This window comes from Salicibibacter cibarius (assembly GCF_016495725.1).
Lineage (GTDB): Bacteria > Bacillota > Bacilli > Bacillales > Marinococcaceae > Salicibibacter > Salicibibacter cibarius.
In genome coordinates this window covers 3,809,376-3,835,506 of sequence record NZ_CP054705.1, presented here as the reverse complement: position 1 = coordinate 3,835,506, position 26,131 = coordinate 3,809,376, and the positions used below count along the sequence as shown (strand labels likewise).

The window sequence follows — 26,131 nt, the reverse complement described above, 5'->3', positions numbered from 1 at the left end:
GGTCGGGGAGCGGTCGGGTTATTCATCGTCGACAGGTTCAATTCTTGGAAGAAACGACGGCTTGTGTTGCAAATGGTGACGGGCGTTTACAGAGCGGACGGTTCGCGTTTTTGCCCGCATGACGATGGAGTCTGTTTCGGCAATGTCATCCCCGAGAAAACGAACGCCGTTGAGCAGTTCCCCTGTGGAAACGCCAGTGGCCGCGAAGATGGCGTCGTCTCCGCGAACAAGTTCGTTTAGTTGCAAAGGAGCGTTCGGGTCTTCGATGCCCATTTCTTTACATCGTCTAGTTTCTTCTTTATCCCGGGGAGCAAGGCGCGCTTGCATGTCGCCTCCGAGCGCCTTCACGGCTGCGGCCGATATCACACCTTCGGCAGCCCCTCCGGTTCCGATAAACAGATCGACCCCGGTGCCGATGGTTGCGGTTGCCAAGCATGCACTTACGTCTCCGTCGCCGAAGAGCTGTACCCGTGCGCCTTTCTGGCGAACGCGTTCGATGAGTGCTTCATGACGGGGCCGTTCTTGAATCATAACCGTTACATCACGTATCCGTTTGTTCATCATTTTTGCGACGGTTGCAATGGACGTCTCGATGGAATCATCCAAATGGATGTACCCGGCTGACTCGGGGCCGACGACGATTTTCTCCATGTACATATCCGGCGCGTGCAGAAGTGTCCCTTTATCCCCGATGGCAATGACAGCCATCGCGTTCGGGTGCCCTTTGGCAACAATGCTTGTCCCTTCCAGCGGATCGACGGCTATGTCCACTTCCGGGCCTTGCCCGTTTCCCACTTTTTCACCAATATAGAGCATGGGTGCTTCGTCCATTTCTCCTTCTCCGATAACGACCGTCCCATCGCAATGGATGGATCGGAACATCGATTGCATCGCGGTTGTCGCTGCATCATCCGCTTCATTTTTCTTGCCGCGTCCGAGCCATTGGGCACTCGCCAGTGCGGCCGCCTCGGTGACGCGAACCAATTCCAACGCTAACTCTCGCTCCATATCTAATCTCCTCCATTTTGATCACTTTTTTTATCCTAACACGATTGATGATGGCTTTGAAATTTTAGTGTTGTGTTAAACTAAGGAGGGTGGCCGATTATCCTCATTAGCGTTAACCATCGGTCACATATGTTAGCAAAACAGACGATGTGGGAGGGAAAAAGCACTAATGCAACAACATGCCGATGAATGGCCACTTAGTAGTTCCACTCGGAGCAAGGTTTCCCACTCTTGAGGGATTACATGGGCTTAGTAGTTCCACTCGGAGCAAGGTTTCCCGCTCTTGAGGGATTACATGGGCTTAGTAGTTCCACTCGGAGCAAGGTTTCCCGCTCTTGAGGGATTGCTTGGGCTTAGTAGTTCCACTTGGAGCAAGGTTTCCCGCTCTTGAGGGATTACATCGCGATTGTTGCACCTCCAATTGGATATCCGTACATGAGAGGGAACGGACAGCGTGTATCCCGATCATTTGGAAGGATAAATGGGATGAAATTCGAGAAACGCTCATTAGATATATTCATGAATGGATGATGTTAGCCCGAATGGATTGCGAGTATGTAGCGCTAGAGTATAATAATTGTAAGAGGTGAATCAGTATGTATTTCGTCGATCGGAAGCTGCTTGAAGAGCGGCTTCAATATATGGAAAAATTGCTAGGAACGTTTCACAGCCAAAATGAATGGACTGAGCCTTTGCAGCAATTGGCGTTGGAACGGATTGTCCATTGTTGGTTGGAAGCGATGATTGATGTGGGCAATCAAATGATTGACGGTTTTATTATGAGAGACCCCGGAGGATATAGCGACATTATAAATATTCTTGAAGACGAAAAGGTGATCGAGGAGCAAACGGCAAACGCGTTACAGAACGTACTCGTTTGGCGGAAAACGCTCGTGAACGATTACTTGAATATAAACCACTTAGAAATAGAGGCAACAATGCGGGAACATAAACGAGCAATGGAATATTTTTCGAATGCGGTACGGGTTTATTTGGAGAAAGAGCTAGGACCGGTATCGGCATTCTTGCCGGATGAGAGGTGATGGGCATGTTAGCACCCTATCGAGGTTTTATAATGGATTTGGACGGAACGATCTATAACGGAAAAGAAGTCATAAAGGAAAGTGCCGATTTCGTGCATGCCCTTGCTGATCGGCAAATCCCCTACATGTTTTTGACGAACAACTCCTCCCGGACCCCGACAGAAATCGCTGATAAGCTCAAGCGCATGAATGTGCCGGCGACTTCCGAACACATTTATACGAGTAGTTTGGCCATGGCTGCATACGTGCGTGCATATTGGCACTGGCCTCTCCACGCTTATGTAATTGGATCACGGGGGCTTGTCAGCGCGTTGGAAGAAATAGAGGTGCATTTTACGGATCGGAACCCCGATGTTGTGATCGTTGGGATTGATCGATTTTTCACCTATGAGAAACTGGCGACAGCTCAGGCTGCCCTGTTTAATGGCGCGACGTTGCTCGCCACAAATGCAGACAACGCCATTCCGACGGAAGATGGCTATATGCCGGGGAATGGGTCAATTGTGGCCGCGATTGCAAAAGCAAGCGGCTCCCCCCCGATGTTTGTCGGGAAACCGGAGCAGTGGATCGTAGAACAATCTCTGTCCATTTTAAAAACCGCAAAAGCCGAAACACTGCTCATCGGTGACAATTATGATACGGACATGCTTGCAGGCATTCGCGCCGGCGTCCCAACGTTGCATGTGGACACCGGGGTGACGCGGGCTGCGTCCCTTGCCGGAAAAGGGGAACAGCCTACGTTTTCTATCGCGAAGTTGGACGCTTCTCTGCTCGACCGATGAAAGACGATGATTACCCCTCAACGCCTTTGCTGGAGTGTGCAAGGCGACTGGACGCAGCTGCTGCAATTGCGCCCACGATATCATCGAGAAACGTGTGGCACTTTGTTTGTTCATGATCGTTAAGTTCGGCGATAATTCCCGGCTTAATTTTATCCACATAACCGAAATTGGTGAGCCCGATCGAGCCATATACGTTCACGATTGCCAAAGCAACGATTTCATCTATGCCGTATAACCCTTCATCTGCAGCGATAATTTCCTGAAGCGGTGAACTTAATTTTTTTTCTTCGGCGAGGCGGTCAAGTTCGATTCCCGTTAATAAAGCGTTTTGCACCTCACGTTTACCGAGCACGGCTTTGATGTTGGCTGCACACATATCTTTCGTTAAGTCATGAATGTAAGGGGATTGCAATTCATAGACGAGTTCGGCGATATCGTTAATGGTAACGCCTCTCTCCTCCAACGTATGGATAGCGATCTCCGTTGATATCATTTTCTAATCTCTCCCTTCCTGTCTTCTATAGTCTGTTCAATGTTTCTTGGCCGGGAACTGCGATGACTAGATCGATCCCATCTGCCATACACTGATAGGAAGATGGGGGTGCCTGGAATGTTTGAAAAAAATATTTATGACCAATATGGACTTTATTGTGACGAAAAGTATCAATTTGGTCAATACGAAGGTTTTCGCTCAGGCGATCGGTTCTACGTCCTTATGCCTTCGTTGCGGCGACATGATCATTTATGGGTACAATTGGAATGGGCAAAACGGTTGAAAGCCATGGGGGTTCCCCAAATTGCTGAGCTTGTGACCGATTTGGACGGCAACGTAGTGACCCGCGTCGATGGGGTGCAACAACTCCTTTTTCAATTGCCTGAGGAAGAAGACCGCTCGGGTTCAAGCGAAGGAGAGACGTTGGCAATGATGCATGAGTCTGGAGTTGGTTGGGTCCCCGAGGTGAATGACCTTCAACTATATGGACGATGGCTTGCCTTTTGGGAAACGAGAATCGAGCAGTTGGAAGCCTATCATCGGACTGTTGATCAACGATTGCAAAAGACGGCTTTTGACCAACAATTTTTATACACGTTTCCCTATTATCTCGGAAGAGCGGAAACAGCGATGCAATGGCTCGTTGAGGAGGGCCGGGAGCATACGTTGCCTCCCTACCTTGGGACGGTGAATCATACGCGTTTCAAACCGGGGGCTTGGATGGTTGCGGATGAAAATCGAACGCAAGTGAAACTTCCATTGTCGTTCGTTTATGATCACCCGGCCCGGGATGTCGGGGAGTGCCTCCGCCACTGTTATGAACAAGATGACTTGAATCTTGCGACAGAGTTTCTGGAATCGTATACCCGCGGCCAATCGTTTCAGCCCCAAATGTGGGCGCTCGTTGGTGCAAGGTTGTTATTCCCGTTAACCTATGTGGAGCTGATGGAGGAACACTACTTGAATGAAGGAACAAATGAGAGCCGTGCGGAAGTGGACGAAGCGCAATTTGAACAGTTATTGGAACGGGAGGAACGGTACATGAAACGTACGTCGCGATGTTTGCTCGATGCACTCCCGAGCGCATCGGAAGGCCATTGGTTTATGAGAGCCCGTACCTTTTAAGCTTATTTGTTGCCGTTCCTGAATTTTTTATGTAAAAACGTATGAATAAAGCATTTTCCTCTTGTTATTTCTGCAAAGAACGACTATAATGTCCGTAGGAAAAAGACATTTGTTTTTCTCGTATGAACAAACAACAGTTGTTTTGGATAAAGGAGTCGGTATATATGAAAAACAGCATCGAAATCGGGTTATTGGGACTCGGAACGGTGGGGAACGGAATTATTCATATTTTAGAGCATCATAAAAAAGAACTGATCGCAAAAACGGGCGCCACGGATGTAACCGTCCGAAAGGTGCTCGTTCGTGATTTGGAAAAACAACGTGGCGAAAACGTCGACAAAGAAATGATAACAACGAAGGCGGAGGATGTGCTCGATGATCCGAACATTGATCTTGTCATTGAAGTGATGGGCGGGATCGATGAAACGAAACAATACATTGAAAAGGCGTTAAGAAACAAAAAGCATATCGTGAGTGCAAACAAAGATTTGATTGCACTGCATGGAGATGAACTTCTGGCCCTAGCCGAAGAGAATAACGCGGAATTTCTTTACGAAGCCAGCGTTGCCGGAGGCATTCCGATTTTGCGGTCGCTAACGGAAGGATTGGCATCCGATCGAATTACGAAAATGATTGGCATTGTCAACGGCACGACCAATTACATGCTCACGAAGATGACGAAAGAAGAACTTGGGCTTGATGAAGCGTTGCAACAGGCCAAGGATCAAGGTTTTGCCGAAAGTGATCCTACTGCTGACTTGGAAGGTTTGGACGCAGCCCGCAAAATGGTGATTTTAGCTCGGCTCGGGTTTTCGGCTTCCGTGCAGTTGGATGAGGTTTACCTTAAAGGGATGACCGAAGTCACCGCTGAAGATATTGATTTTGGGCAACAATTGGGCTATACGCTAAAGCTGATCGGTCTTGCCTCCAGAAGCGACGAAGGGATCGAAGTGTCTGTGGAGCCTGTGTTTATCCCGGAAGATCACCCCCTTGCTTCTGTTCACAATGAATACAATGCCGTCTACGTTTATGGGGAAGCGGTCGGCGAGACGATGTTCTACGGACCGGGCGCAGGTTCGCTCCCTACCGCTACAGCGGTTGTTTCCGATGTAATGAGCGTTATCCGCCAAATCCGTTTAGGGACAGCTGCAACACAGGTAAACGTGGCAGACAAATCAGAAACCGTTTTGAAAAAAGAAGAAGACATCCGCGCGAAATATTTCATCCGTCTTCATGTTCGCGATGTAGCGGGAGCATTTAAATCACTCACTTCCGTTTTCACGTCAAATAAAGTAAGTTTTGAAAAGCTCATTCAGCTTCCAATGGAATCTGAAGAACTGGCGGAAGTTGTCATGGTCACACATGAGACTAGCCGCACGAACTTTGAACAAATCATCAACGATATCGAAAACCTGGACGTTGTTGAGACGGTAAAAAGCCGTTATCGCGTAGAAGGAGGAGAAGCCGATGTCCCCGAACAAAGGGATCTTGCACTCGTATAAAAACTATTTGCCGGTGACATCGGCGACGCCTTTGCTTACCCTGCACGAAGGGGATACGCCCCTGATCCATCTCCCGGCATTGTCGGAAGAATGGGGAGTAAATGTACATGTAAAAACCGAGGGCGTAAATCCAACCGGATCTTTTAAAGACCGCGGCATGGTAATGGCAGTTGCAAAAGCGAAAGAAGCGGGAAGCAAAGCGATCATTTGCGCATCAACAGGCAATACGTCCGCGGCGGCAGCGGCCTATGGAAGCCGCGCGGGCTTACGTACGATTGTTGTGATTCCGGAAGGGAAAGTTGCGCTCGGAAAGTTGGCGCAGGCGAGCATGTACGGGGCGGAAGTGTTTGAAATCGAAGGGAATTTTGACGAGGCGCTGGACATGGTTCGCGATGTAAGTGAAAAGGAAGACGTTACGCTCGTTAATTCTGTCAATCCTTATCGGGTGGAAGGGCAAAAAACAGGTGCTTTTGAGATTTGTGACGCGCTCGGCAAAGCGCCGGATGTGTTGTGCATCCCGGTTGGGAACGCGGGAAATATCACTTCCTACGGGAAGGGATTTAAGGAATACGATGAAGCGAACGGCACCGGGAGGCCTCAATTGTTCGGCTTTGAAGCCGAAGGAGCGGCCGCGATTGTGCAAAATAAAGCGGTCCGGGAACCGGAGACGTTGGCGACGGCGATACGGATCGGCAACCCCGCCAGTTGGTCGGCAGCACTCGAAGCGGTGAAACAAGCGGGTGGCGGATTTGATGCCGTTACGGATGAGGAAATCGTTGCTGCTTATCGCGGGCTGGCAAAAACGGAAGGCGTTTTTGCAGAACCCGCTTCCTGTGCTTCGCTCGCGGGTTTGCGAAAGAAAATCGCAAGCGGAGAAATTAAAAAAGGAAGCACGGTCGCTTGTGTGCTCACGGGTAATGGCCTGAAGGACCCGTCAACCGCGCTTGATACAAATGAGATCGACCCGATTCGAATTCCGAATGAAACCGAAGCGTTCCTTTCCCATTTGCAACAGAAAGAGGGGGCGGGGTCTCGTGGGTGAAAAACGAATGACGATCCATGTGCCGGCCAGTTCCGCAAATCTTGGACCAGGGTTTGATTCGATCGGCTTGGCCGTCGATCGCTACTTGACATTAGAGGTTTATGACGCGAGTAACTGGATGTTTACAACGTCATCCCCTCAGCTTGAAGGGATCCCGACTGGGAAGAAGAATATGGTCTTCCAAGTGGCGCGTGCAATGGCGGCGACGAGAAAAAAGGCGCTCCCCCCGTGCCACATCCATATGACGTCAGATATCCCTTTGGCACGAGGACTCGGCAGCAGTGCGGCTGCCATTATTGCAGCGATTGAACTTGCTGATCGTCTGGTGGAGCTGGAATTGACAAAAGAAGAGAAGCTACGTTTTGCAAGCATTTTGGAAGGACACCCGGACAACGTGGGCGCTTGTCTGTATGGCGGCTTGACCATTGGTATGCACACCGATAGCAAGACACGGATCGTTGAGCAGTCGAATCCGGACGTGGATCTTGTTTTAATGATCCCAAGTGATGAATTGCTTACATCGGAAGCCAGGCAAGTGTTGCCGGAAACGTTGAAGTATCGGGACGCAGTTCAGGCGGGTGCGTGCGGGAATGTGCTTGTGGCGGCCTTATTAACCGGAAATTGGCCCCTTGTAGGGGAAATGATGGGCGATGACCGTTACCATCATCCTTATCGGGGCTCGTTAATTCCCGGCCTTTTTGAAGCCCTGCGGGATGTCAAAAATTACGGTGTTTACGGATCTGCTTTAAGTGGCGCGGGACCAACGGTATTATGCCTGGCTCCTTTGGGGCGCGGAAAGGAAACTGCGGCCGCGATACAGGCCGATTATGCCCAGTATCATGTAGAAGCGGCCCATCCGGCAATCGCCGGCGTTGAGGTCTATGATGCGACCGAAAAATCCGTCGCTTCGCTTTAAAAAAAGCTCCGACACTGTCGGAGCTTTCTAACATAAAGTCTAAAAGACCTGTTCGATTTCTGTGACGCCGGGCACCTCTTCTGTGAGTGCCCGCTCAATACCGGCTTTTAATGTAATCGTTGAGGATGGGCATGTGCCACACGCGCCCATTAAACGTAGCTTTACAATGCCATCTTCCACCTCGACCAGTTCGACGTCGCCGCCGTCCCGGAGAAGGAATGGACGAAGTTTTTCGAGTACTTCCCGTACTTGACCGGTGATGTCTCCTACAGCTTCTGTCATTGCAAACACTCCTTTCTTAACACCCATTATAATACCCAGAACGTTAAAAATCTATGATGGGGACTTATCTTTATGGAAAAGATGTTATTCCAGAGATCAGATTTCAGAAGATGAAGCTTCGCTTGCTGAAAACAATCTGCCTAAGTTTCACTTTATCCCAAATCATTGTACAATGATTATAAGAAAGGGGGAATGGATATGTCAATCACCATTACCGTATACGGTGCGGAGAAAAAATGTGCAAGTTGTGTGAATTTACCATCGGCTTTGGAAACGAAAGATTGGTTGGAAGCACTGCTCAACAGGAAATATGAGAATCAGCCATTGGCTTTTGAATATATTGACATTGAGAATCCGGAAGCAGGGCATGAGGAATTTGCCCGCTATATTATTGATGATGATCGGATGTATCCGTTGGTTACCATTAATGGAGATATTGTTGCCGAAGGGAATCCGAAACTGAAGGATATTTACGCAAAAATCGATCATTTGGCGTCATAAAAGCAGCTCACCAAACATGGTGAGCTGCTTTTCCGGAAGCCAGACATCGGAAGACGGAAATTGGAAGACCCAGAAAAAGCCTTTTCCGACCTCTGGCTATTGAAATCTAATCTCCGTCTAAACGGGAGACTAGCGCCCCCGGATGGTTCAATTAACCAGCAGCGGGGAAATCCGCCCTCTGATGGCAGTTTCACTGTATTTTAAACGCCGGAATGGTACTTGTACATCCATAAAACACCGCTTTTTAAGAGGCGGGCAACACGTCCGGTGACGGCAGCTTTTTCTCCCATCATTGTGCCGAACCCTTTTTTCTTTCCGAGGGAACCAAGCGTGCCTTTCAATTTTAAGTCAGGCATTGTGTCCGGAAGTTTTTCGCCTTTCCATTGCAATTTCAGGATATCAACAATTTGCTCGCCCTGTTTTTCCGCAAGTTGCGCGCTCGGGGCATGGGGAAGGCTCGCGCCATCTCCGACGACAAAGGCATCGGGAAAACCCGGGATATGATGATGTTTCGTTAGGATAATTTGTTGTTTATCGTCTTTTTCAACGTCTAATTCGCGGGTGACGTTAGAGGGTTGTACACCGGCGGTCCAGATCACGGCATCTGCTTTGATTCGCTCATCATGATTGTAGAGGGCATCGGCAGAAACTCGTGTAATGTCGGAGTTGCTGACGATTTCCACGTCATGTTTTTGAAACCAAGAAGTTACATAGGAACTCAGCCGCCTTGGAAACATCGGTAAAATGGTTTCGCCACGGTCAAAAAGACGGATGTTAAGGTCATGCCGGCTTTCCCTTAACTCCGCGGCTAATTCCACCCCCGACAACCCTGCGCCGACAACGGAAACATTGGAATGAGGCGGAAGATTGCTGATAGCTTCATATGTACGCCGGGTATTTTCCATGCTTTGGATGCTAAACGTATGTTCTTTCGCACCCGGAACACCGTGATACTTGTCTGTGGCTCCAAGACCGATCACGATTTTATCGTACTCCAGGATTTCATTATCGGTTTCTGTAGTTAAAGTTATTTTTTTTTCCGCTAGATCAATGTTTTGCACTGTCCCGAAGTGGTGGCGGACATGTTTTGGAAAAGGTACACGGATTTCATGATCCGATTCGGTGCCTGCAGCCAACGCATAATATTCGGTTTTAAAGCAGTGATAGGGCAGTTTATCTACAAGGATGATCTCGTAGTCGTCGGGCAAATCTTTAGCGCTCAATTGTTGCATGACTTTCATCCCGCCGTAGCCGCCGCCCACTATTACAAGTTTTCGCATGCTTATGGACTCCTTTGATAAAAATGCACGAGTTCGCTTAGTGTTACAAAATATACCCAAAAGCAAAAGTATTGATGTGAGACGTTCATGAACACACTCTTTAAATTATAACGATTAAGTGGATAGAAGACAACAATCGTGTGCACTTACACAAAAAGAAAGAGTGTTGTGAAGAAAAGGGAGAAATCTGATGAAGTGGCCAACGCACTTTATAAAGTAAAATAATGTTAATTTTAGGTAAAATGAAGGAGGTGAATGGGGTGTAGAATAAATGGCGCAAGCTCGGTGTAAGCAGGGTAAAGTCAATGTACAACAATTTATTGATCGAACTGAGGTACGTCTTTCTCGGAAATGAGAAGTAATTCCCCGAACTTAGTTTCATTTGTTCCCCTCGGAGCAGTTCGATCTCGTTTGAGGGATTACTTAGCCACTCTTGTTCCTCTCGTAGCAGACCGACCTCCGTTTGAGGGATTACTATACATCTTTTGTTCCTCTCGGAGCAGTTCGACCTCGGTCTGAGGGATTACTTGTGATCAAAATGTATCCACTGAACGTAGAAAGCGCTACTTCGAGAAGCACCGGACACACTGCTTGGTATAAGCCTGTTCTATTGACGATGACACGGAAAAAAGCTACCATAACAATGGAATGTGTCATACAAGCTGATGGGAGTTTGAACAGGAAAGGTGAGAGAAATGTTTCCCATTGTCGAGTTCTGTGTCAGTAACTTGGCTAGCGGAACCCATCCTGTGCTGGAAGCATTAGAAAAGGATCCGGGCTTGGAAGTCGTCGAATATGGATGCCTAGGATTTTGCACGACTTGTGCCGAAAATGACTACGCACTTGTGGACGGTGAAGTGATCACCGGCGCAGATAGTGATGATCTGCTCGCCAATATTTATTCTTTTCTTGAAGAAGAAGGCATGATATAGATTTGAAGCACGTGTGTTCAGAGTGGCAGCCCTGTACATGCGTGCTTTTTTTACGACAGAAAACTATGAATATGTCGCAGTACGTGTGAATATAAAAAGAAAAAAGTAGCTGTGTGAACAGACGTATTTATACAAATCTCTACTATTTCCCGGGAAATAAGACACGAAATGATTGACGTCAGTGACTATTACGCTATACTGACAGGAAGGAGGAAATCGTGATGAAATTGCTTCCTTTCGAAAATACTTGGCCGTATGAACGGATTCAAGATGATATTTATTTTGACGAATGTCCGAATTGTGGCGCTGAAAATGTACTTACCTATATGAAAAAAGAACAATTGGACGATGCATTTGATGGGGTGAAAACCGACATTATTATGCCTTGTTGCCATTATAAAATAACGATCGCAGAGGCGGATAACGATTATCTTTGGGCGACGGAGCGGTTGCGAAAGTGAGGGTGGACGAACGGTGAAGTTTACGAAAATGCACGGGCTTGGAAATAGCTATATTTATGTAGATGGCTTCAGAGAAAAAATTCCGGATGAGGAGTGTTTGCCCGATTTAGCGTCCGAAGTGGCCAATCCCTACACGGGAATTGGCTCGGACGGTCTGATTCTCATTCTTCCTTCGAACGTTGCGGATGTGCGAATGCGCGTGTTTAACAGCGATGGTTCTGAAGCAAAAAATTGCGGGAATGGTTTGCGCTGCGTCTCCAAATACGCTTATGAGCAACAACATGTTGAACAAGCGAATTTTTCCATTGAAACGTTTGGAGCGATCGTTGAATCTCAGGTCCATCTTGATGAAGAGGGGAAGGTTTCTGAAGTAACGGTGGATATGGGCGTCCCCCGGCTTAAACGAAAAGAAGTACCGATGCGCGGCAAGGGCGGCGCCCTCGAGGCGCATGTCATCGATGCGACGGAACCTATCAATGGGAACGATTACACATTCACCGCTGTCTCCATGGGTAATCCTCATGCCGTATTTTTCGTGGACAACTTTGCGGATGCCCCGGTGGAATCCGTAGGCCCTCTCGTAGAGAAAGCAGACCTTTTTCCGGAAGGTACAAACGTGGAATTTATTTCCATGAAAAATACGTCGGAAATAGATTTTGCCGTGTGGGAACGTGGCAGCGGTGTCACGCAAGCGTGCGGAACCGGTGCTTGCGCGGCGGTTGTGGCGGCGGTTTTGAATGGGGAAGCAAAAAAAGACGAAGCGATTACCGTCCACCTTCCGGGCGGTGATTTAACGATCCATTGGTCGTCGAAAGATGATCACGTGTGGATGAAAGGACCGGCAGTCACCGTCTGTACGGGTACGTACTTTCCGGCGTGACGTTTAATTAAACGTTTGATGAACAGATAATTACGCTGTCACAGAGCGCTTCCCGTGCAAAGAATAAGATCAAGTCGAAAATAAATCCCCCAATTCCAACATCAATCATAGGCATAGCGGCGTTCAACAGTATCATTCACGAAATATTGAATCCAAAGCATAAAATGCCCACTGACATGATGAAAGGGAAATGCCAATGCTTAACATCAGATTAGCCCTCGAGATAGGGTTGTGAGGACTCAATGTGCTGGGTATGATCCATGAGGGTCCTCAGGATAAGGTTTATAGGACTCTATGTGTTGCTCGGGGACCATACGAGTCCTCAGGATCTGGTTTAGCGGACTCTTAGCATTGCTCCGTATCCATATGAGTCTTCAAAATGAGGGTTTGCGGACTTATAATGTTTGTCGAGCGCCAAATGAGTCCGCAAATGCAACAAAACACGATATGCTCAACGTCCTTTTCATCTTTCCATAGGGTTTCGCAGCGTTGGGAGCATAATAAGCAAAAAAAACAAGGCATGAACTTGAACCTCGTCCTGGGCTTGTTTTTATGCGGTACAGCTCAATAAGCTCATAACTCCCTCGTATTGACGGAAACCGTTTTCAATGATAGACTCTTGAACAAGAACTGTTAAGATCTTATCCCGTTCATACCCGGATGGGTTCTAAGGTTAAAAGCCAGTTTACTCTCGGGGAGTAGACTGGCTTTTTTAGGTTCTAAATGATGATATAGGGAGAGGTGGAGGAAGCGTGGATTTTTCATTAACGGAAGAACAGCAAATGGTACAGAAAACCGTCCGCCAATTTGTCGATGACGAGATTATGCCGAATATTGCCGAGTGGGATGCAAACGGGCATTTTGAACATAGCATTTTGGATAAGATGGCAGAACTCGGTTTGATGGGGATTTGTATTCCTGAAAAATATGGCGGCAGTGGCATGGATTATAATACGCTTGCCATCGTTTGTGAAGAACTGGAGCGAGGAGATACAACCTTTCGGACTGCAGCTTCGGTCCACACCGGTTTGAACAGCATGACGATTCTGCAATGGGGATCGGAAGAGCAAAAGCAAAAGTACTTAAAACCCCTTGCATCCGGGGAAAAAGTCGGAGCATTCGGATTAACGGAACCGAACGCGGGCTCAGATGTGGCCGCGATGAATAGCACTGCCAAAAAAGAAGGCGATTATTACATCCTGAACGGTTCCAAAACGTGGATTTCCTTATGTGACGTGGCCGATTATTTCCTCGTTTTTGCTTATACAGGGGAAAAAGAAGGGAAACACAACAGCATTTCCGCCTTTATCGTGGAACGGGAGTGGGAAGGGTTTAGTTCGAAAGCAATCAAAGGGAAGTTGGGCATTCGCGCAGGAAATACCGGAGAAATTTTCTTCGATGACGTGAAAGTGCCGAAAGAAAATTTACTCGGTGAAGAAGGCGAAGGGTTTAAGATTGCCATGTCAGCCTTGGATAACGGCCGCTTCACGGTAGCTGCAGGCGCATGCGGATTAATCATGGCGAGTTTGGAAGCATCTGTTGCGTACTGTCATGAACGTAAAACGTTTGGAAAAGAAATCGGCAAGCACCAACTTGTTCAACAAATGATTGCAAAAATGGAAGCCGGTTTGCAAATGAGCCGGTTGCTCGTATTCAAAGCAGGTGAGCTTAAAAACAAAGGCGTCCGAAATACGCGTGAGACGTCGCTGGCAAAATGGCAAGCCTGCAATTTTGCCAATGAAGCAGCCAACGACGCGGTGCAAGTCCATGGGGCTTATGGCTATTCCAATGAATATCCGGTTGAGCGTTACTTGCGAAATTCCAAAGCCCCGGTGATCTATGAAGGGACAAGAGAGATTCATACCGTGATGCAGGCCCGCTATGCCCTTGGGGAAACGGAAGATAAGCCATTAAGAAAAATGCTGCCTGCGTGGCCTTTTGAGGAATAAATAAAGGGAAAAGCGCCGGCCGTTCGTGATGAGAGCCGGCGCTTTCTTTCAATATGAGGAAGGAGATTCAAAATGGAGAACGCATTAACAGGGGTAAAAGTGCTGGATTTGTCGCGTGTGCTTGCTGGTCCGCTGGGAACGATGCTTCTTGCCGATATGGGTGCCGATGTTTTGCGAGTGGAACAACCTGGTGGAAGCGATGATATTCGTCATTGGTATCCGTTTGTCGGTGACGAAAGTACTTACTATATGGCTGCCAATCGGAATAAACGCTCGATGACGCTGCATTTAAAAACAGAAAAAGGTCGGGAAATTTTTGAAGAGCTTGTCAGAACCGCTGATATTGTAGTAGAGAATTTTAAAACCGGAACGTTAGATCGTCTCGGCCTTGGCTATGAACGGTTAAAAATGATTAAACCGGACATCATTCTTTGTTCCATTACCGGATACGGACAAACCGGTCCCATGCATAAGCATCCGGGATATGATCCCGTTATTCAAGCGGTCAGTGGATTAATGGATGTCACGGGGCAGCAGGATGGTGAACCGACGCGGGTAGGGATTCCTGTCGCGGATATTATGACGTCCCATTATGTGGCGATAAGTTTATTGGGAGCTTTAAGAGTGCGCGACAGGGAGCAAAAGGCGCAACATGTAGACCTCTCTCTTTTGGATGTGCAAGTCAGTTCCCTTGCCAATGTTGCAAGCAGTTATCTTTTAAAAAATCATATTACCGATCGAATGGGTAATGCCCACGGGAATATAACACCGTACGAAACATTCCAGTGCGTCGATGACCCAATTATGATCGCTGCCGGAAATGACCGGATGTTCGCGGAAGTGGCAAAGGTGATGGGGCATCCGGAGTGGGCGGACGACGAGCGCTTCACGACGAACCGTGACCGCATCGAACACCGTGATGAACTCCGCTCTTTCCTTGAAGATGCCTTTTCGCAAAGACCAGCGGCGGAATGGGAAGAACAGCTAACCAATCACGGCGTTCCATGCGGAGCTGTGAATAACATTGAGCAGGTATTCGACCATCCTCAAGTCCGACATCGTGAAATGGTTCAGACGGGAGAGCATGAGACATTGGGGGAAACGACATTCGTACGAAATCCTATCCGGGCAAACGGGGAAACGTTGTCTATCGATCAAGCGCCTCCCGTACTGGGAGCAAATACGGAAGAGGTATTGGCAGGAGAACTGGGTTTGGACGAAGAAAGTTTACAGGTGCTCAGAAAAGAAGGTATTATTTAAGGGAGATCCTATTGATTGGTGAACAGAAATGGGAAAGAACGGAGGCGGGAACATGTTGGCTGTCGAAAAGAAATGGTCAAAAAAAAGCAGTGATCAGATTCTTGTTGTCGGTGTGCGCGAAGAAGATGACGGGCTCCCGGAAGAACTGGAAAAAGGGAACAAATCAATGTTCGCGGCATTGAACAGACAATGGACCGATGGAGCTATCGCGACAAAAAAAACAAAGGTAACCAACATGGCTGTTTTGGATGAAGGTGAAACGCTCCAACAGTTGATTTTCGTTGGTCTTGGTACACGCGACAGCCTCACATTGGCTGGCTTGAAGGAAGCGTTCGGCGCCGCGGTGAAAGCTGTGCATGAGCAAAAAGCAACGAAGATCGGTGTATTACTGGACACCTTTTGCGATGAATCTGTAAGTTTTGGAGAGGAAGTTGCCACGCAGGCGTTGTCGGACGCGGTATTAACAGCCTCTTACCGTTTTGACACTTATAAAACGAAAAAAGAAGAGCAACGGCGTTATGCGTATACGATTTACGTACAAAATGGCGAGTCGGAAGCAGTGCGAGCGGGGATCCATCGAGGTCGGGCGTTTGGCCAAGGGGTAAACCTGGCACGGACACTCGTCAACCTCCCTGCCAATGACTTGCCACCTGTCGCATTGGCAGAGGAAGCAGAGGCATTGGCTCACCGACATGAAAAGATATCGGCTGAGATTCTCGACATTAATGAACTGCGTTCTTTGGGGATGCATGCGTTACTCGCGGTCAATCGCGGGTCGGACCATCCGGCGCAAATGATTATCTTGCGTTATCAAGGAGAGGAGACGTGGGAGAATCCGTTGGCACTTGTAGGGAAAGGAATCACCTTTGATTCCGGCGGGTACTCGATTAAACCTGGCCACGGGATGAAAACGATGAAATCGGATATGGGCGGAGCGGCAGCCGTGCTCGGCGCTTTTGAAGCGATCGGACAAATGCAACCGCAAAAAAACGTGATCGCCATCATTCCTGCGACCGAAAATCTCATAAATGGATCGGCAATGAAGCCGGGAGATGTGCTACAAACGTTTGATGGCCAGACGATCGAGGTGAACAATACAGATGCAGAAGGACGGTTGATCCTTGCGGATGGTGTGGCTTATGCAAGGCACCTGGGTGCGGATACAATCGCCGATATATCAACATTGACTGGCGCATGTGTCGTTGCATTGGGGGATGTAGTGACCGGAGCGCTCTCCAATAACGACGCCCTATATGAAACGTTTGAAAAGAGTGCGGAAGAAGCAGGGGAGTCGGTTTGGCGTTTTCCGACACATCCGCGTTATGAAGAAATGGTACGTTCGAGCGATGTGGCCGATTTAAACAATTCCCCAGGACGGGAAGCAGGCACCATTACGGCGGGGCTTTTTATTGGCGCATTTATTCACGAAACCCCGTGGATCCATTTGGATGTTGCCGGTACCGCGTATGTAGAACGCGAGACGCCGATGGGGCCTAAAGGTGGCACTGGGGTCATGGTTAGAACCCTTGCAACATTCGCCCGGCAATCAAATTTTTAGGGGGCTGTGAACGATGGCTAATGAACATACGTGCTTTATTGCCGGACATGCGAATCTTCCGCAAGGGATGGCGGCCAAAAGCGTCTTTGATACACTGACAATCACGGCGGAAGTGGACCGAAAACATGGAGTTATTTTGGAAGCTTCCTGTACGTTGGCGACCGATCACGGTCGTCAATACATCCATGACCTTTTAAAAGGCATTAGTTTAAAGACGGGTTTAGCTGAAGCGGAAGCATTAATCCGCCGTCAATATAAAGGGAAAGCGACGAGCGCATTGCTCGCCGCTGTCCACGATTTGCATCGTCAATACGAGTCCATGCAGGAAGGGGAATGATGAGATGAAAACACGGTATCAAAAAACAATGTCAGGCGGAGAAGCGGTCGTTGAATGTATGCAAATAGAAGGGGTGGAGCACGTCTTCACGGTGCCCGGCGAAAGTTTTCTTGCCGTGTTGGATGCCTTGGAACATCAAACCTCCATCCGGCTCGTCGTGAACCGCCATGAAGGCGGAGCAGGTTTTATGGGGGAAGGGTATGCAAAAGCGAGCGGTAAGCCCGGTGTTGTGATGGCCACTCGGGGGGTGGGAGCCACAAACGCTTCCATCGCCATACATACGGCCTATCAAGACTCGACACCGCTTGTTGTTTTTCTTGGACAGGTACAAAGAGAATTCCGGGGAAGAGAAGGTTTTCAAGAAGTGGATTTTGATCGTGGCTTTCATGATTTGGCGAAGGATACGATAGAAATCACCGATGCCCAGCGTGTACCGGAGTTGGTGCAAAAAGCGTTTCGTGTCGCGCAAACCGGACGCCCGGGACCTGTGCTTGTTTCTTTGCCGGAAGATATGCTTAAAGATGAAGCGTTAATGACCTTCGGACCCGCTGCCCATAAACCAAAACCGGCGCCTTCCAAAGAAGAAACCGATAAATTCCGGGAATTGTTGCAACAATCAAAACGGCCTGTCGTAATCGCCGGAGGAGGCGTGCAATTATCCGGTGCCGAGGAAGCATTACGCCTTTTTGCAGAAAAATACTCCATTCCTGTCATCGCAGGATTTCGCAGGCAAGATCTCATTGATAACCACCATCCGAATTATGTGGGGCACATGGGGCTAGGGGCTGCGCGTTCACTAGTCAAACATTTTCAGGAAGCGGATCTCGTGATCGCTTTGGGGACTCGCTTATCGGAAGCGACGTCACAAGACTATACACTTGTTGGATGGGAACAATCGCTCATCCACGTCGACGTTGACCCTAATACGATCGGCAAGGTATATGCCCCGAATCTCGGCATCGTTGCCGACTTGAAAATGGCATTGGAAGCTTTTACGGAAATGATCTGCAATCAAACATGGGAAGAATGGTTGCAGACATGCAAACGATCCTTCGACCGTATCGTTGAAAAGCCAGGGGATGACTCCATTTATACTTCCGTTGTCGAAACCCTTTATAACCGCTTGCCCGAAGAAGCGCTTCTGACGAATGATGCCGGGAATTACGCTACATGGGTAAATGGTCTTTTTCGTTTGAAACGCCCGAACTCTTTTATTGGTCCGGCAAATGGAGCAATGGGGTATGGACTGCCAGCAGCGGTAGGGGCAAAGCTTTTCGCTCCGGAACGTCCTGTCGTTGCTTTATGCGGAGATGGAGGATTCATGATGACGATGCAGGAAATTGAAACGTCGATAAGAGAAGAAGCACCGGTCATATGTATCGTCTTTAATAATCGAATGTACGGAACGATTCGTATGCATCAAGAGATGCATTATCCTGAGAAAGTCATTGGAACTGATCTCGGAACGGTGGATTTTGCAAAAATGGCAGAAGCAATGGGAGCCAACGGATATACCGTTGAAACCGGGGAAGGATTTCGGACCACTTTAGAAAATGCACTGCTATCCGGGAAAACAACCGTGATTGATGTAAAATGCGACGATGAACCGTATGTTGCCTATCGGAAAACCATTGATGACATGCGTAAGACGTTTAGGTCATAACATAGCAGTGATGGGTTATGTCGTGTCAAATGGCTGATAAACCGTTTATTTTGGCTGATATATTGCTGTTTTCGGCTGATAAAACTGTCTTTTTGGCTGATAAACGCTGGTGATTGCTCACTTCAGTGAAGAGGAGGTACCATCGATTGAAAATAGCTATTCTCGGTGCCGGTTTAATGGGAAAAGAAGCGGCGAGGGACCTTGTAAACAGTTCCGGTGTTGAAAAGGTAGCCCTTGCCGATATTGATCTCAATCGCGCGGAATTCATATGTAAGCAGCTTAATGCCCCGGCTTTAAAAGGGTACCGTGTGGACGCAAGCGACCCTACTGAATTATCAGCTTTCATTGCCGACTATGATGTGGTGATTAATGCCCTCTTCTACTCTTTTAATGAAACCGTTGCCGCAGTGGCCATTGAAGCCGGCGTCCATTGTGTGGACTTGGGCGGACACATCGGGAATGTGACGGACCAAGTGCTAAAAAAAGATAATGATGCCAAACGAAAAGGTGTGACGATTATTCCCGATCTCGGAGTAGCCCCCGGCATGATCAATATTTTATCGGGACACGGGATCGGGAAACTTGACCGTGCACAGTCGGTGAAGTTATATGTGGGCGGCATTCCTATGCGGCCGGAATCTCCTTTGGAATATAATCATGTGTTTTCCATGGAAGGATTGCTTGATCATTACACGGATCCTGCTTCGATTATTCGCAACGGAAGCAAGGATTGCATCCCTTCCCTATCTGAAATTGAAAAGATATATTTTGATCGTTTCGGTCCATTGGAAGCGTTTCATACGTCCGGAGGAACATCGACGTTAAGCCGCTCGTTTCCGAACTTGAATACGTTGGAATATAAAACCATCCGCTACCCGGGTCATGCGGAAAAGTTCAAGCTGCTCGTGGATTTGAATTTAACGGACAAGAATTATTCCGTCGATGTAAATGGACAACGCATCAACCCTCGGGAAGTGTTGTTAAAAACGCTTGAACCCATCGTTGATTTAAAAGATAAAGATGATGCTGTTCTTTTGCGTGTCATCGTCGAAGGGATTCGCGAGGGAAAATCATCGGCGTATACGTATGAAATGATAACCATGAAAGACCGCGAGCATGATGTGACAGCGATGGCAAGGGCAACGGCTAATACCATTTCAGTTGTCGCGCAAATGATTGGGTCCGGAGACATCCATAAACGAGGCGTCTGCCCTCCGGAGCAAATTGTTCCCGGGGATAGCTACATCAAAGCGATGGGTGAGCGGAACGTCATTATTACCGAATCCGTGACGGAGGATTGAGTTCCCGGGCAATTTTTCATGGTTCGTTTATGCCTATTGGTGCTTCCCTTCCGGGTTTCGAAGATTATTTTAATCACTAACAGAGGGCTTTGGCGACCTATCTCCGGCTTTCTAAAGTCGTTAGGTCTTCAACAGGAGCTTTTGACGACCTAACCCTGGCTTTCTGAAGTCGTTAGGTCTTCAACAGGAGCTTTTGACGACCTAACCCTGGCTTTCTGAAGTCGTTAGGTCTTCAACGACAGCTTTTGACGACTTAACTCTGTTTCTCGGAAGTCGTTAGGTCGTCAAAACAGATAGCCTCATACCGGGTCGGAAACGGTGTGATCATTTATTTCCGCTGTTTTGCACTAGATCGTATTCGGCAATGTCATTCCAATATTCAAATTTTAATCAAGGGGTGAAGCTTATCGATTGGAAAAGCTTCACCCTCCTCAAGATACTTGCTCAGCCTCCATCCCCGCGAGGACATAGGTTTCATGCTCTTTATCAAACGAAAAGGTGAACGTTTCCTCGAAGTGAGCCCGGTTTCCGGCGCCGTCCTCAACCGATGACGTTTTCATGTTCACGATCTTTTGGCCGTCTCGATGGACAATCTCTACGTGCTCGACATCCCGATGCACCAATGAATCGACCTCGACATAATCATCCACCTCATCATACTCAGCTAAATGCGGGCGATGAAACTGGTTGTAAATCTTTAAAGCCATGTCCTCGGTAAAATAATCTTGCAGTTCCTCGACCATATGAGCACCGGTTTCCTTATCCATATCTCCTTCCTCTACTTCCAGAAATTGATGCGTCCATTCTTGGACAGCCTTAACCGAAAGAATAAGGTCATGTTCATCTCCGGCGAATGTCTCTTCAACAAACGGTTTCGGTTTTTGGACCGACGTTTCCTCGCCTTGCTCGGCATGAACAAATGTTGGCAACGCGAGCGCTGTGACTAGAAAAAGTAGACTGAGGCAGGCCCTTATCTTCATCGTAATTCGGCAAGGATACCCTCACCTCTTAGCGTAGCTTAGGTGGGGAGGAATTGCCGTTGGCGAAAGCCAACCCTTGCCTTCCTCCTTTCTTATTGCCTTATTTTCACTGATTATATTGTATAATAATAGTAAGTGAAAGGTGGTGATAGCCTATGAAACTGACATTGACCGCGAAAATAAAAATCAATCCAACCGGCGAACAGGAACAATTACTGTTAAAGACCGTTCGCACCTATCGAAAAGCCTGCAGCGCGGTATCTGATGTCATCTTTGATTCTAAACTGCTCGCACAGGCAAAATTACACAAACTGACGTATCGAGACCTCCGTTCTGATCTCGGTTTGAAATCACAAATGGCACAATCTGTATTAAAAACCGTGATTGCCAAATACAAGACGAATCGTAGTAACGGTCATGAATGGACGAAAGTACGGTTCAAAAAAACCAGTATGATTTAGTATTCAACCGGGACTACTCCCTGAAAGAGGTTGTTCTCCGTCAATACGCTTGCTGGACGAAGCAAAGTAACGTTTGAAACCAAAGGACTCGAACAGTATTTTGATGGTACATGGACATTCGGAACAGCTAAACTCGTCAACAAATACGGAAAATGGTTCCTCCACATTCCTGTCACAAAAGAAGTTGAAGAAGCTGATCTGTCAAATATCAATCAGATTGTGGGGATTGATATGGGGATTAATTTTGTCGTAACGACCTATAATTCAAATGGTGAAACCACTTTTTTCAATGGCCGGCCTATCAAGCATAAACGAGCGAAATACAAGCAGCTCCGTAAGGAACTCCAACAAAAGCAAACGCCTGCTGCCCGCAGAAAACTGAAACAAATCGGGCAACGGAAAACCGTTGGATGCAGGACATCAATCACTGCATCAGTAAGGCACTCGTCAAAACATATGGGCAAGATACGCTTTTTGTTGTTGAGGACTTAACCGGTGTGCGAACCGCAACGGAAAAGGTGCGTGTCAAAGACCGTTATCAAATGGTGTCGTGGTCCTTCTATGACCTAAGGGAGAAAATTGAATATAAAGCCTTGAAAGCACAAGCGAAACTGATCGCCGTCGATCCAAAATACACATCACAAACGTGTCCGAAATGTGGGCACACCGAGAGAGCGAATCGCCAAAAAAGACCCATACGTTCTGCTGTAAGACATGTCGATACACATCGAACGATGACCGTATCGGTGCGATGAACCTTCAACGAAAAGGAATGGAGTACATCGTTGAAGAAACGCCCCGAACATGATTCGGGTGGTTGGGTAGCTGTCAACCTGCCCCAATGTGACACCACGTTAAGATAGGAGATCGCAAGATCGCTCGCACTATTGGGTCGTCACAAGCCCCCCACTTCAAAACCCATTAGGGTTTAAGTGGTGAGTAGTTGACATCGAACCCTCACAAACGGTTCTTCTTTTAGAATGCCAATGTTCAAGGTTTTTATCCAACAAAAAAACCGGGGCATTGTTACCCCGGCCAGTTGCTTCATTGATTGATTAAATTCATATCAGCCAAATAGTCTTCATACGTTTGCTTTTTGTCAATGACTTTCTCAGGTGTGAACTCGATGATGCGATTGGCGATCGTTTGAATAAACTGATGGTCATGGGAGGAGAAGAGCACGGAACCGTTAAAATCAATCAGCGCATTGTTGAGCGCGGTAATGGATTCCAGGTCCAAATGGTTGGTCGGTTCATCCAAAATTAACACGTTTGCACCGCTAAGCATCAATTTTGAAAGCATGCAGCGAACCTTTTCGCCCCCGGAGAGGACAGAAGGTTTTTTCAATGCTTCTTCCCCGCTGAATAACATTCGCCCTAAGAAACTGCGAATATACGTTTCATCTTCATCATCGGAATATTGGCGGAGCCAATCAACAAGGTTTTTGCTTGCTCCTGCAAAATACGCGGAATTATCTTTTGGAAAATACGACTGGCTTGTCGTAACGCCCCATTTATAATAGCCCTCATCCGGTTCAAGCTCTCCGGCAAGAATTTGGAATAACGTTGTTTTTGCCACTTCCCGTTCACCGACAAACGCGACTTTCTCTCCGGGCTCAAGCCTAAAGCTGACGTTATCCAACACTTTATTCCCATCGATGGTTTTTGAAAGTCCTTCGACGGTGAGCAGATCATTTCCTATATCCCGATCCGGTTTAAAATGGATATACGGCGTGCGGCGGGAAGAGGGTTTAATGTCATCAAGATCGATTTTTTCCAATGTTTTCTTTCTTGATGTTGCCTGTTTCGATTTGGACTTGTTCGCACTGAACCGTTCGATAAACGCTTTTAACTCTTTCACTTTTTCTTCTTTTTTCTTGTTTTGTTCTTTGGCCATTTGCTTGGCCAGTTGGCTCGATTCGTGCCAGAAATCATAATTTCCCACAAAAAGTTCAATTTTGCCGTAATCAATGTCCGCAATATGCGTGCAGACACTATTTAAAAAATGACGGTCGTGGGAAACGACAATGACCGTGTTTTCAAAATTAATCAGAAACTCTTGCAGCCACTGTATGGCCTTAATGTCCAGATCGTTTGTCGGCTCATCGAGAAGCAAGATGTCGGGGTTGCCAAACAGTGCTTGCGCAAGCAACACTTTCACTTTTTCGGAACCGGCGAGTTCGGACATCTTTTTGTTATGCAGATCGGTTGTAATACCGAGGCCGTTTAGTAAAGAGGCTGCTTCATTGTCGGCATCATACCCGTTCATTTCTGCGAATTCCCCTTCAAGTTCGGCCGCGCGCATGCCATCCTCATCCGAGAAATCCGGCTTCATATAAATAGCATCTTTTTCTTTCATCACTTCATAGAGGCGGTTATGCCCCATGATTACCGTTTCAAGTACTTCAAATTCTTCGTACGCATAGTGGTCTTGTTTCAAAACGGCTAGCCGTTGGTTTTTTCCAATATGAACGTCTCCTGTTTGTGCATCAATCTCACCGGAAAGAATTTTGAGGAATGTCGATTTTCCAGCGCCGTTTGCACCGATTAAACCGTAGCAATTTCCGGGGTTAAACTGAATATTGACTTCTTCAAAAAGCTTTTTGTCACCGTAACGTAAACCGATGTTTTCGCAACTGATCAAAAGCGATCGACCCTTTCTTTTATATAAAATAGTCATTGTGTATGCTAGTTTTTGTGAATAGACAGTCTGTTTTTTATCATAACATGTTTGCGGCTTGAATACACGTTTGAACGAAATTTATGGGATCGAAAAAAAGTAAGGCAAGCCTGTCGCCGGCTTGCCTTGCGGTGGTCGGATTGGTTTAAAGATTGAATCAATCGCCATATGAGTCCGCAAACCCCAATTCTGAGGATTCATATGGGTACCGTTCAACACAAAGAGTCCTCAAGACCCGATCTCGTGGACCGATCCGAAAAATGAACTTAACCATTTTCGTATGGAAGTATAAACCCCCGGTATAATAAAAGTACCGGGGGTCTCAACCGTTTAATACGTTTTTACGACATTATAGAAGGTATCCCGTTCCACAGGCGTTTTGTTCGCGCCTTTAATTAAGTGGATGAGTTCTTTTCTCGTAATCCCTTGGGATGTTAACGCACCGACCGAATGGGAGATTCGTTCTTCGATCAGCGTGCCATGAATATCACTGGATCCGAATGTGAGTGCCATCTGCGTCAGTTGCGGACCGATATTGATCCAATACGCTTTAACATGCGGAAAATTATCGAGCATAAGCCGTGAGATCGCGATCGTGCGCATATCGTCAAACGATGACGTGCGCCGTTCGAGCCCTGCTTTCTTTTTGCGCGGTTGCATGGCCAACGGGATAAAGACCATGAATCCGTTGGTTCGGTCTTGAAGCTGGCGGACGCGGTCCATATGAATAAGCCGTTCTTCGTACGTATCGATGGATCCATAAAGCATGGTCGCGTGTGTTTTTAATCCCAGATCGTGGGCAATTTCGTGCGCTTCCAGCCATTCGTCGGTGCTTGCTTTTTCCGGACTCATCTTGGCCCGGTAGCGTTCGGTAAGGATTTCGGCGCCTCCGCCCGGGAGGGTATCAAGGCCGGCATCGATCAATTGTTCCAGAACTTCCCGCATGGACAGGCCGGCATGCCGGGCAAAAAACTCGATTTCCGCTGCCGTGTATGCTTTGACGGTTGCGTTCGGGTAATTCTTTTTCAAGGTGCGAATCGTGTTTAAGTAATAATCAAACGGCACGTCAGTGTTATGTCCGCCAACGATGTGGAATTCACGGATGTTGTCATTCCAACGGTCACTGACATATTGAAGCAATTCCTCTTCGTGCATCGTGTACGCGCCTTCTTCGCCGGGCTTGCGTTTGAATCCGCAAAATGCACAGTTAGCCTCGCATACGTTGGTTGGATTAATGTACATGTTTTCGATAAAATAAACGTTATTTCCGTTTTTTTGCTCGTTGACTTCATTTGCCAACTGGGCAACGGAGAGCAAATCGGCCGAATGGTATAATGTCAAGCCATCTTCAATGGTGAGGCGTTCGCCGTTCAGAACCTTTTCGCGGATTGCCTGAAGGTCCGTATCTTGCGTGAGCGTAGCCATTTTAGTCCTCCTTGGATAAAGGTAAATTTATAAATAATGCCTTGAATTTGTGTTATCTAGTCTCTATTATACATCCGAGAAGGGACAAAGAAAAGCGATCAAAATACGTTCACGATTTTTTTGTTCCACTTTAAGAATGTTTAATTTTGTTAAAGGACTAAAGTATAAGTAAAACCAAGGCTTCCGCTATAAGGACTTGGCGGAAGCCAAGTTTTTCTAAGGGAAATTGGCACTTATCTTTGCATTTTGTGTTTTTTCAAGTATTATTAGG

The 26,131-nt window shown here is 47.4% G+C and carries 23 protein-coding genes and 1 pseudogene; 17 read left to right on the top strand and 7 right to left on the bottom strand.

All coding sequences use genetic code 11. The features are described 5' to 3' along the window. Positions 1-18 precede the first annotated feature (18 nt). Positions 19-1,008: a class II fructose-bisphosphatase gene (gene glpX, locus HUG15_RS19325; protein ID WP_200124900.1), complete on the bottom strand. Its 990-nt coding sequence runs from the start codon at positions 1,006-1,008 to the stop codon at positions 19-21. A gap of 596 nt (positions 1,009-1,604) precedes the next feature. On the opposite strand from glpX, the gene HUG15_RS19320 reads away from it, so the two are divergent. Both HUG15_RS19320 and HUG15_RS19315 read left to right on the top strand, forming a co-directional pair. Next, positions 1,605-2,051 (top strand): DUF86 domain-containing protein, encoded by a 447-nt coding sequence (locus tag HUG15_RS19320; protein ID WP_200124898.1) that lies wholly within the window; start codon positions 1,605-1,607, stop codon positions 2,049-2,051. Continuing rightward, positions 2,051-2,833 carry a TIGR01457 family HAD-type hydrolase gene (locus HUG15_RS19315; protein WP_246516412.1) on the top strand — a complete coding sequence of 261 codons (783 nt, stop codon included), beginning with the start codon at positions 2,051-2,053 and terminating at the stop codon, positions 2,831-2,833. The genes HUG15_RS19320 and HUG15_RS19315 overlap by 1 nt, the downstream gene beginning before the upstream one ends. 10 nt (positions 2,834-2,843) lie before the next feature. Here the strand turns inward: HUG15_RS19315 and HUG15_RS19310 are convergent, their stop codons facing one another. Continuing rightward, complete coding sequence (locus tag HUG15_RS19310; protein ID WP_200124896.1) at positions 2,844-3,326, bottom strand: phosphatidylglycerophosphatase A family protein; 483 nt, start codon at positions 3,324-3,326, stop codon at positions 2,844-2,846. A gap of 117 nt (positions 3,327-3,443) precedes the next feature. Between HUG15_RS19310 and yutH the strand changes: the two genes are divergently transcribed. From yutH to thrB, 4 genes are all read left to right on the top strand, one after another. Continuing rightward, positions 3,444-4,451, top strand: a complete 1,008-nt coding sequence (yutH, locus tag HUG15_RS19305) for a spore coat putative kinase YutH (protein ID WP_200124894.1) — start codon at positions 3,444-3,446, stop codon at positions 4,449-4,451. Between the two features lie 164 nt (positions 4,452-4,615). Continuing rightward, entirely contained in the window at positions 4,616-5,953 is a 1,338-nt protein-coding gene (locus tag HUG15_RS19300) for a homoserine dehydrogenase (protein ID WP_200124892.1), read from the top strand. Beyond that, positions 5,919-6,995 carry a threonine synthase gene (gene thrC / locus HUG15_RS19295; RefSeq protein WP_200124890.1) on the top strand — a complete coding sequence of 359 codons (1,077 nt, stop codon included), beginning with the start codon at positions 5,919-5,921 and terminating at the stop codon, positions 6,993-6,995. Before HUG15_RS19300 ends, thrC begins: the two co-directional genes overlap by 35 nt. Continuing rightward, positions 6,988-7,911 (top strand): homoserine kinase, encoded by a 924-nt coding sequence (gene thrB / locus HUG15_RS19290; RefSeq protein ID WP_200124888.1) that lies wholly within the window; start codon positions 6,988-6,990, stop codon positions 7,909-7,911. Before thrC ends, thrB begins: the two co-directional genes overlap by 8 nt. 39 nt (positions 7,912-7,950) lie before the next feature. Here thrB and HUG15_RS19285 read toward each other — a convergent pair whose 3' ends face one another. Next, on the bottom strand, positions 7,951-8,193 hold the full coding sequence (locus HUG15_RS19285; RefSeq protein WP_200085753.1) for a NifU family protein: 243 nt from the start codon (positions 8,191-8,193) through the stop codon (positions 7,951-7,953). A 198-nt stretch (positions 8,194-8,391) separates the two neighbouring features. Here HUG15_RS19285 and HUG15_RS19280 point away from each other — a divergent pair, with 198 nt between their 5' ends. Further along, positions 8,392-8,694 carry a YuzD family protein gene (locus tag HUG15_RS19280; RefSeq protein ID WP_343073132.1) on the top strand — a complete coding sequence of 101 codons (303 nt, stop codon included), beginning with the start codon at positions 8,392-8,394 and terminating at the stop codon, positions 8,692-8,694. A 200-nt stretch (positions 8,695-8,894) separates the two neighbouring features. On the opposite strand, the gene HUG15_RS19275 is transcribed toward HUG15_RS19280, so the two are convergent. Further along, positions 8,895-9,974, bottom strand: coding sequence for an NAD(P)/FAD-dependent oxidoreductase (locus tag HUG15_RS19275; protein WP_200124884.1), 1,080 nt, complete (start codon positions 9,972-9,974; stop codon positions 8,895-8,897). Positions 9,975-10,669: 695 nt separating this feature from the next. Here HUG15_RS19275 and HUG15_RS19270 point away from each other — a divergent pair. The 9 genes from HUG15_RS19270 (at position 10,670) to HUG15_RS19230 (ending at position 20,315) form a co-directional block, all read left to right on the top strand. Next, on the top strand, positions 10,670-10,906 hold the full coding sequence (locus HUG15_RS19270; protein WP_200129060.1) for a YuzB family protein: 237 nt from the start codon (positions 10,670-10,672) through the stop codon (positions 10,904-10,906). 221 nt (positions 10,907-11,127) lie between these two features. Continuing rightward, positions 11,128-11,367, top strand: a complete 240-nt coding sequence (locus tag HUG15_RS19265) for a hypothetical protein (protein ID WP_200124881.1) — start codon at positions 11,128-11,130, stop codon at positions 11,365-11,367. Between the two features lie 28 nt (positions 11,368-11,395). Beyond that, positions 11,396-12,247 (top strand): diaminopimelate epimerase, encoded by an 852-nt coding sequence (gene dapF / locus HUG15_RS19260; RefSeq protein ID WP_246516688.1) that lies wholly within the window; start codon positions 11,396-11,398, stop codon positions 12,245-12,247. A 752-nt stretch (positions 12,248-12,999) separates the two neighbouring features. Then, positions 13,000-14,196 (top strand): acyl-CoA dehydrogenase family protein, encoded by a 1,197-nt coding sequence (locus tag HUG15_RS19255; RefSeq protein WP_200124877.1) that lies wholly within the window; start codon positions 13,000-13,002, stop codon positions 14,194-14,196. 72 nt (positions 14,197-14,268) lie between these two features. Beyond that, on the top strand, positions 14,269-15,456 hold the full coding sequence (locus HUG15_RS19250; protein ID WP_200124875.1) for a CaiB/BaiF CoA transferase family protein: 1,188 nt from the start codon (positions 14,269-14,271) through the stop codon (positions 15,454-15,456). 52 nt (positions 15,457-15,508) lie between these two features. Continuing rightward, positions 15,509-17,014, top strand: coding sequence for a leucyl aminopeptidase (locus HUG15_RS19245; RefSeq protein ID WP_211202272.1), 1,506 nt, complete (start codon positions 15,509-15,511; stop codon positions 17,012-17,014). A gap of 13 nt (positions 17,015-17,027) precedes the next feature. Next, positions 17,028-17,351, top strand: coding sequence for a DUF3870 domain-containing protein (locus tag HUG15_RS19240; protein ID WP_200124871.1), 324 nt, complete (start codon positions 17,028-17,030; stop codon positions 17,349-17,351). A gap of 4 nt (positions 17,352-17,355) precedes the next feature. Beyond that, entirely contained in the window at positions 17,356-19,014 is a 1,659-nt protein-coding gene (locus tag HUG15_RS19235; RefSeq protein WP_200124869.1) for a thiamine pyrophosphate-dependent enzyme, read from the top strand. Positions 19,015-19,160: 146 nt separating this feature from the next. Continuing rightward, the gene (locus tag HUG15_RS19230) at positions 19,161-20,315 is read left to right on the top strand and encodes a saccharopine dehydrogenase family protein (RefSeq protein ID WP_200124867.1); all 1,155 of its coding nucleotides are present in this window, start codon (positions 19,161-19,163) and stop codon (positions 20,313-20,315) included. 431 nt (positions 20,316-20,746) lie between these two features. Here HUG15_RS19230 and HUG15_RS19225 read toward each other — a convergent pair whose 3' ends face one another. Further along, the gene (locus HUG15_RS19225) at positions 20,747-21,244 is read right to left on the bottom strand and encodes a hypothetical protein (RefSeq protein WP_211202271.1); all 498 of its coding nucleotides are present in this window, start codon (positions 21,242-21,244) and stop codon (positions 20,747-20,749) included. A 206-nt stretch (positions 21,245-21,450) separates the two neighbouring features. On the opposite strand from HUG15_RS19225, the pseudogene HUG15_RS19220 reads away from it, so the two are divergent. Continuing rightward, a pseudogene (locus tag HUG15_RS19220) lies at positions 21,451-22,564 on the top strand (RNA-guided endonuclease InsQ/TnpB family protein). Positions 22,565-22,800: 236 nt separating this feature from the next. On the opposite strand, the gene HUG15_RS19215 reads toward HUG15_RS19220, so the two are convergent. Beyond that, positions 22,801-24,399 (bottom strand): ABC-F family ATP-binding cassette domain-containing protein, encoded by a 1,599-nt coding sequence (locus tag HUG15_RS19215; protein WP_200124864.1) that lies wholly within the window; start codon positions 24,397-24,399, stop codon positions 22,801-22,803. A gap of 366 nt (positions 24,400-24,765) precedes the next feature. Then, complete coding sequence (gene mqnE, locus HUG15_RS19210) at positions 24,766-25,860, bottom strand: aminofutalosine synthase MqnE (protein ID WP_200124861.1); 1,095 nt, start codon at positions 25,858-25,860, stop codon at positions 24,766-24,768. Positions 25,861-26,131: the final 271 nt, after the last annotated feature.

Excerpts from the sequence above, each read along its gene's own strand:
- glpX (WP_200124900.1), bottom strand. The coding sequence starts at position 1,008 with ATGGAGCGAGAGTTAGCGTTGGAATTGGTTCGCGTCACCGAGGCGGCC.
- HUG15_RS19320 (WP_200124898.1), top strand. The coding sequence starts at position 1,605 with ATGTATTTCGTCGATCGGAAGCTGCTTGAAGAGCGGCTTCAATATATG.
- HUG15_RS19315 (WP_246516412.1), top strand. The coding sequence starts at position 2,051 with ATGGGCATGTTAGCACCCTATCGAGGTTTTATAATGGATTTGGACGGA.
- HUG15_RS19310 (WP_200124896.1), bottom strand. The coding sequence starts at position 3,326 with ATGATATCAACGGAGATCGCTATCCATACGTTGGAGGAGAGAGGCGTT.
- yutH (WP_200124894.1), top strand. The coding sequence starts at position 3,444 with ATGTTTGAAAAAAATATTTATGACCAATATGGACTTTATTGTGACGAA.
- HUG15_RS19300 (WP_200124892.1), top strand. The coding sequence starts at position 4,616 with ATGAAAAACAGCATCGAAATCGGGTTATTGGGACTCGGAACGGTGGGG.
- thrC (WP_200124890.1), top strand. The coding sequence starts at position 5,919 with ATGTCCCCGAACAAAGGGATCTTGCACTCGTATAAAAACTATTTGCCG.
- HUG15_RS19285 (WP_200085753.1), bottom strand. The coding sequence starts at position 8,193 with ATGACAGAAGCTGTAGGAGACATCACCGGTCAAGTACGGGAAGTACTC.
- HUG15_RS19280 (WP_343073132.1), top strand. The coding sequence starts at position 8,392 with ATGTCAATCACCATTACCGTATACGGTGCGGAGAAAAAATGTGCAAGT.
- HUG15_RS19275 (WP_200124884.1), bottom strand. The coding sequence starts at position 9,974 with ATGCGAAAACTTGTAATAGTGGGCGGCGGCTACGGCGGGATGAAAGTC.
- HUG15_RS19270 (WP_200129060.1), top strand. The coding sequence starts at position 10,670 with ATGTTTCCCATTGTCGAGTTCTGTGTCAGTAACTTGGCTAGCGGAACC.
- HUG15_RS19265 (WP_200124881.1), top strand. The coding sequence starts at position 11,128 with ATGAAATTGCTTCCTTTCGAAAATACTTGGCCGTATGAACGGATTCAA.
- dapF (WP_246516688.1), top strand. The coding sequence starts at position 11,396 with ATGCACGGGCTTGGAAATAGCTATATTTATGTAGATGGCTTCAGAGAA.
- HUG15_RS19250 (WP_200124875.1), top strand. The coding sequence starts at position 14,269 with ATGGAGAACGCATTAACAGGGGTAAAAGTGCTGGATTTGTCGCGTGTG.
- HUG15_RS19245 (WP_211202272.1), top strand. The coding sequence starts at position 15,509 with ATGTTGGCTGTCGAAAAGAAATGGTCAAAAAAAAGCAGTGATCAGATT.
- HUG15_RS19240 (WP_200124871.1), top strand. The coding sequence starts at position 17,028 with ATGGCTAATGAACATACGTGCTTTATTGCCGGACATGCGAATCTTCCG.
- HUG15_RS19235 (WP_200124869.1), top strand. The coding sequence starts at position 17,356 with ATGAAAACACGGTATCAAAAAACAATGTCAGGCGGAGAAGCGGTCGTT.
- mqnE (WP_200124861.1), bottom strand. The coding sequence starts at position 25,860 with ATGGCTACGCTCACGCAAGATACGGACCTTCAGGCAATCCGCGAAAAG.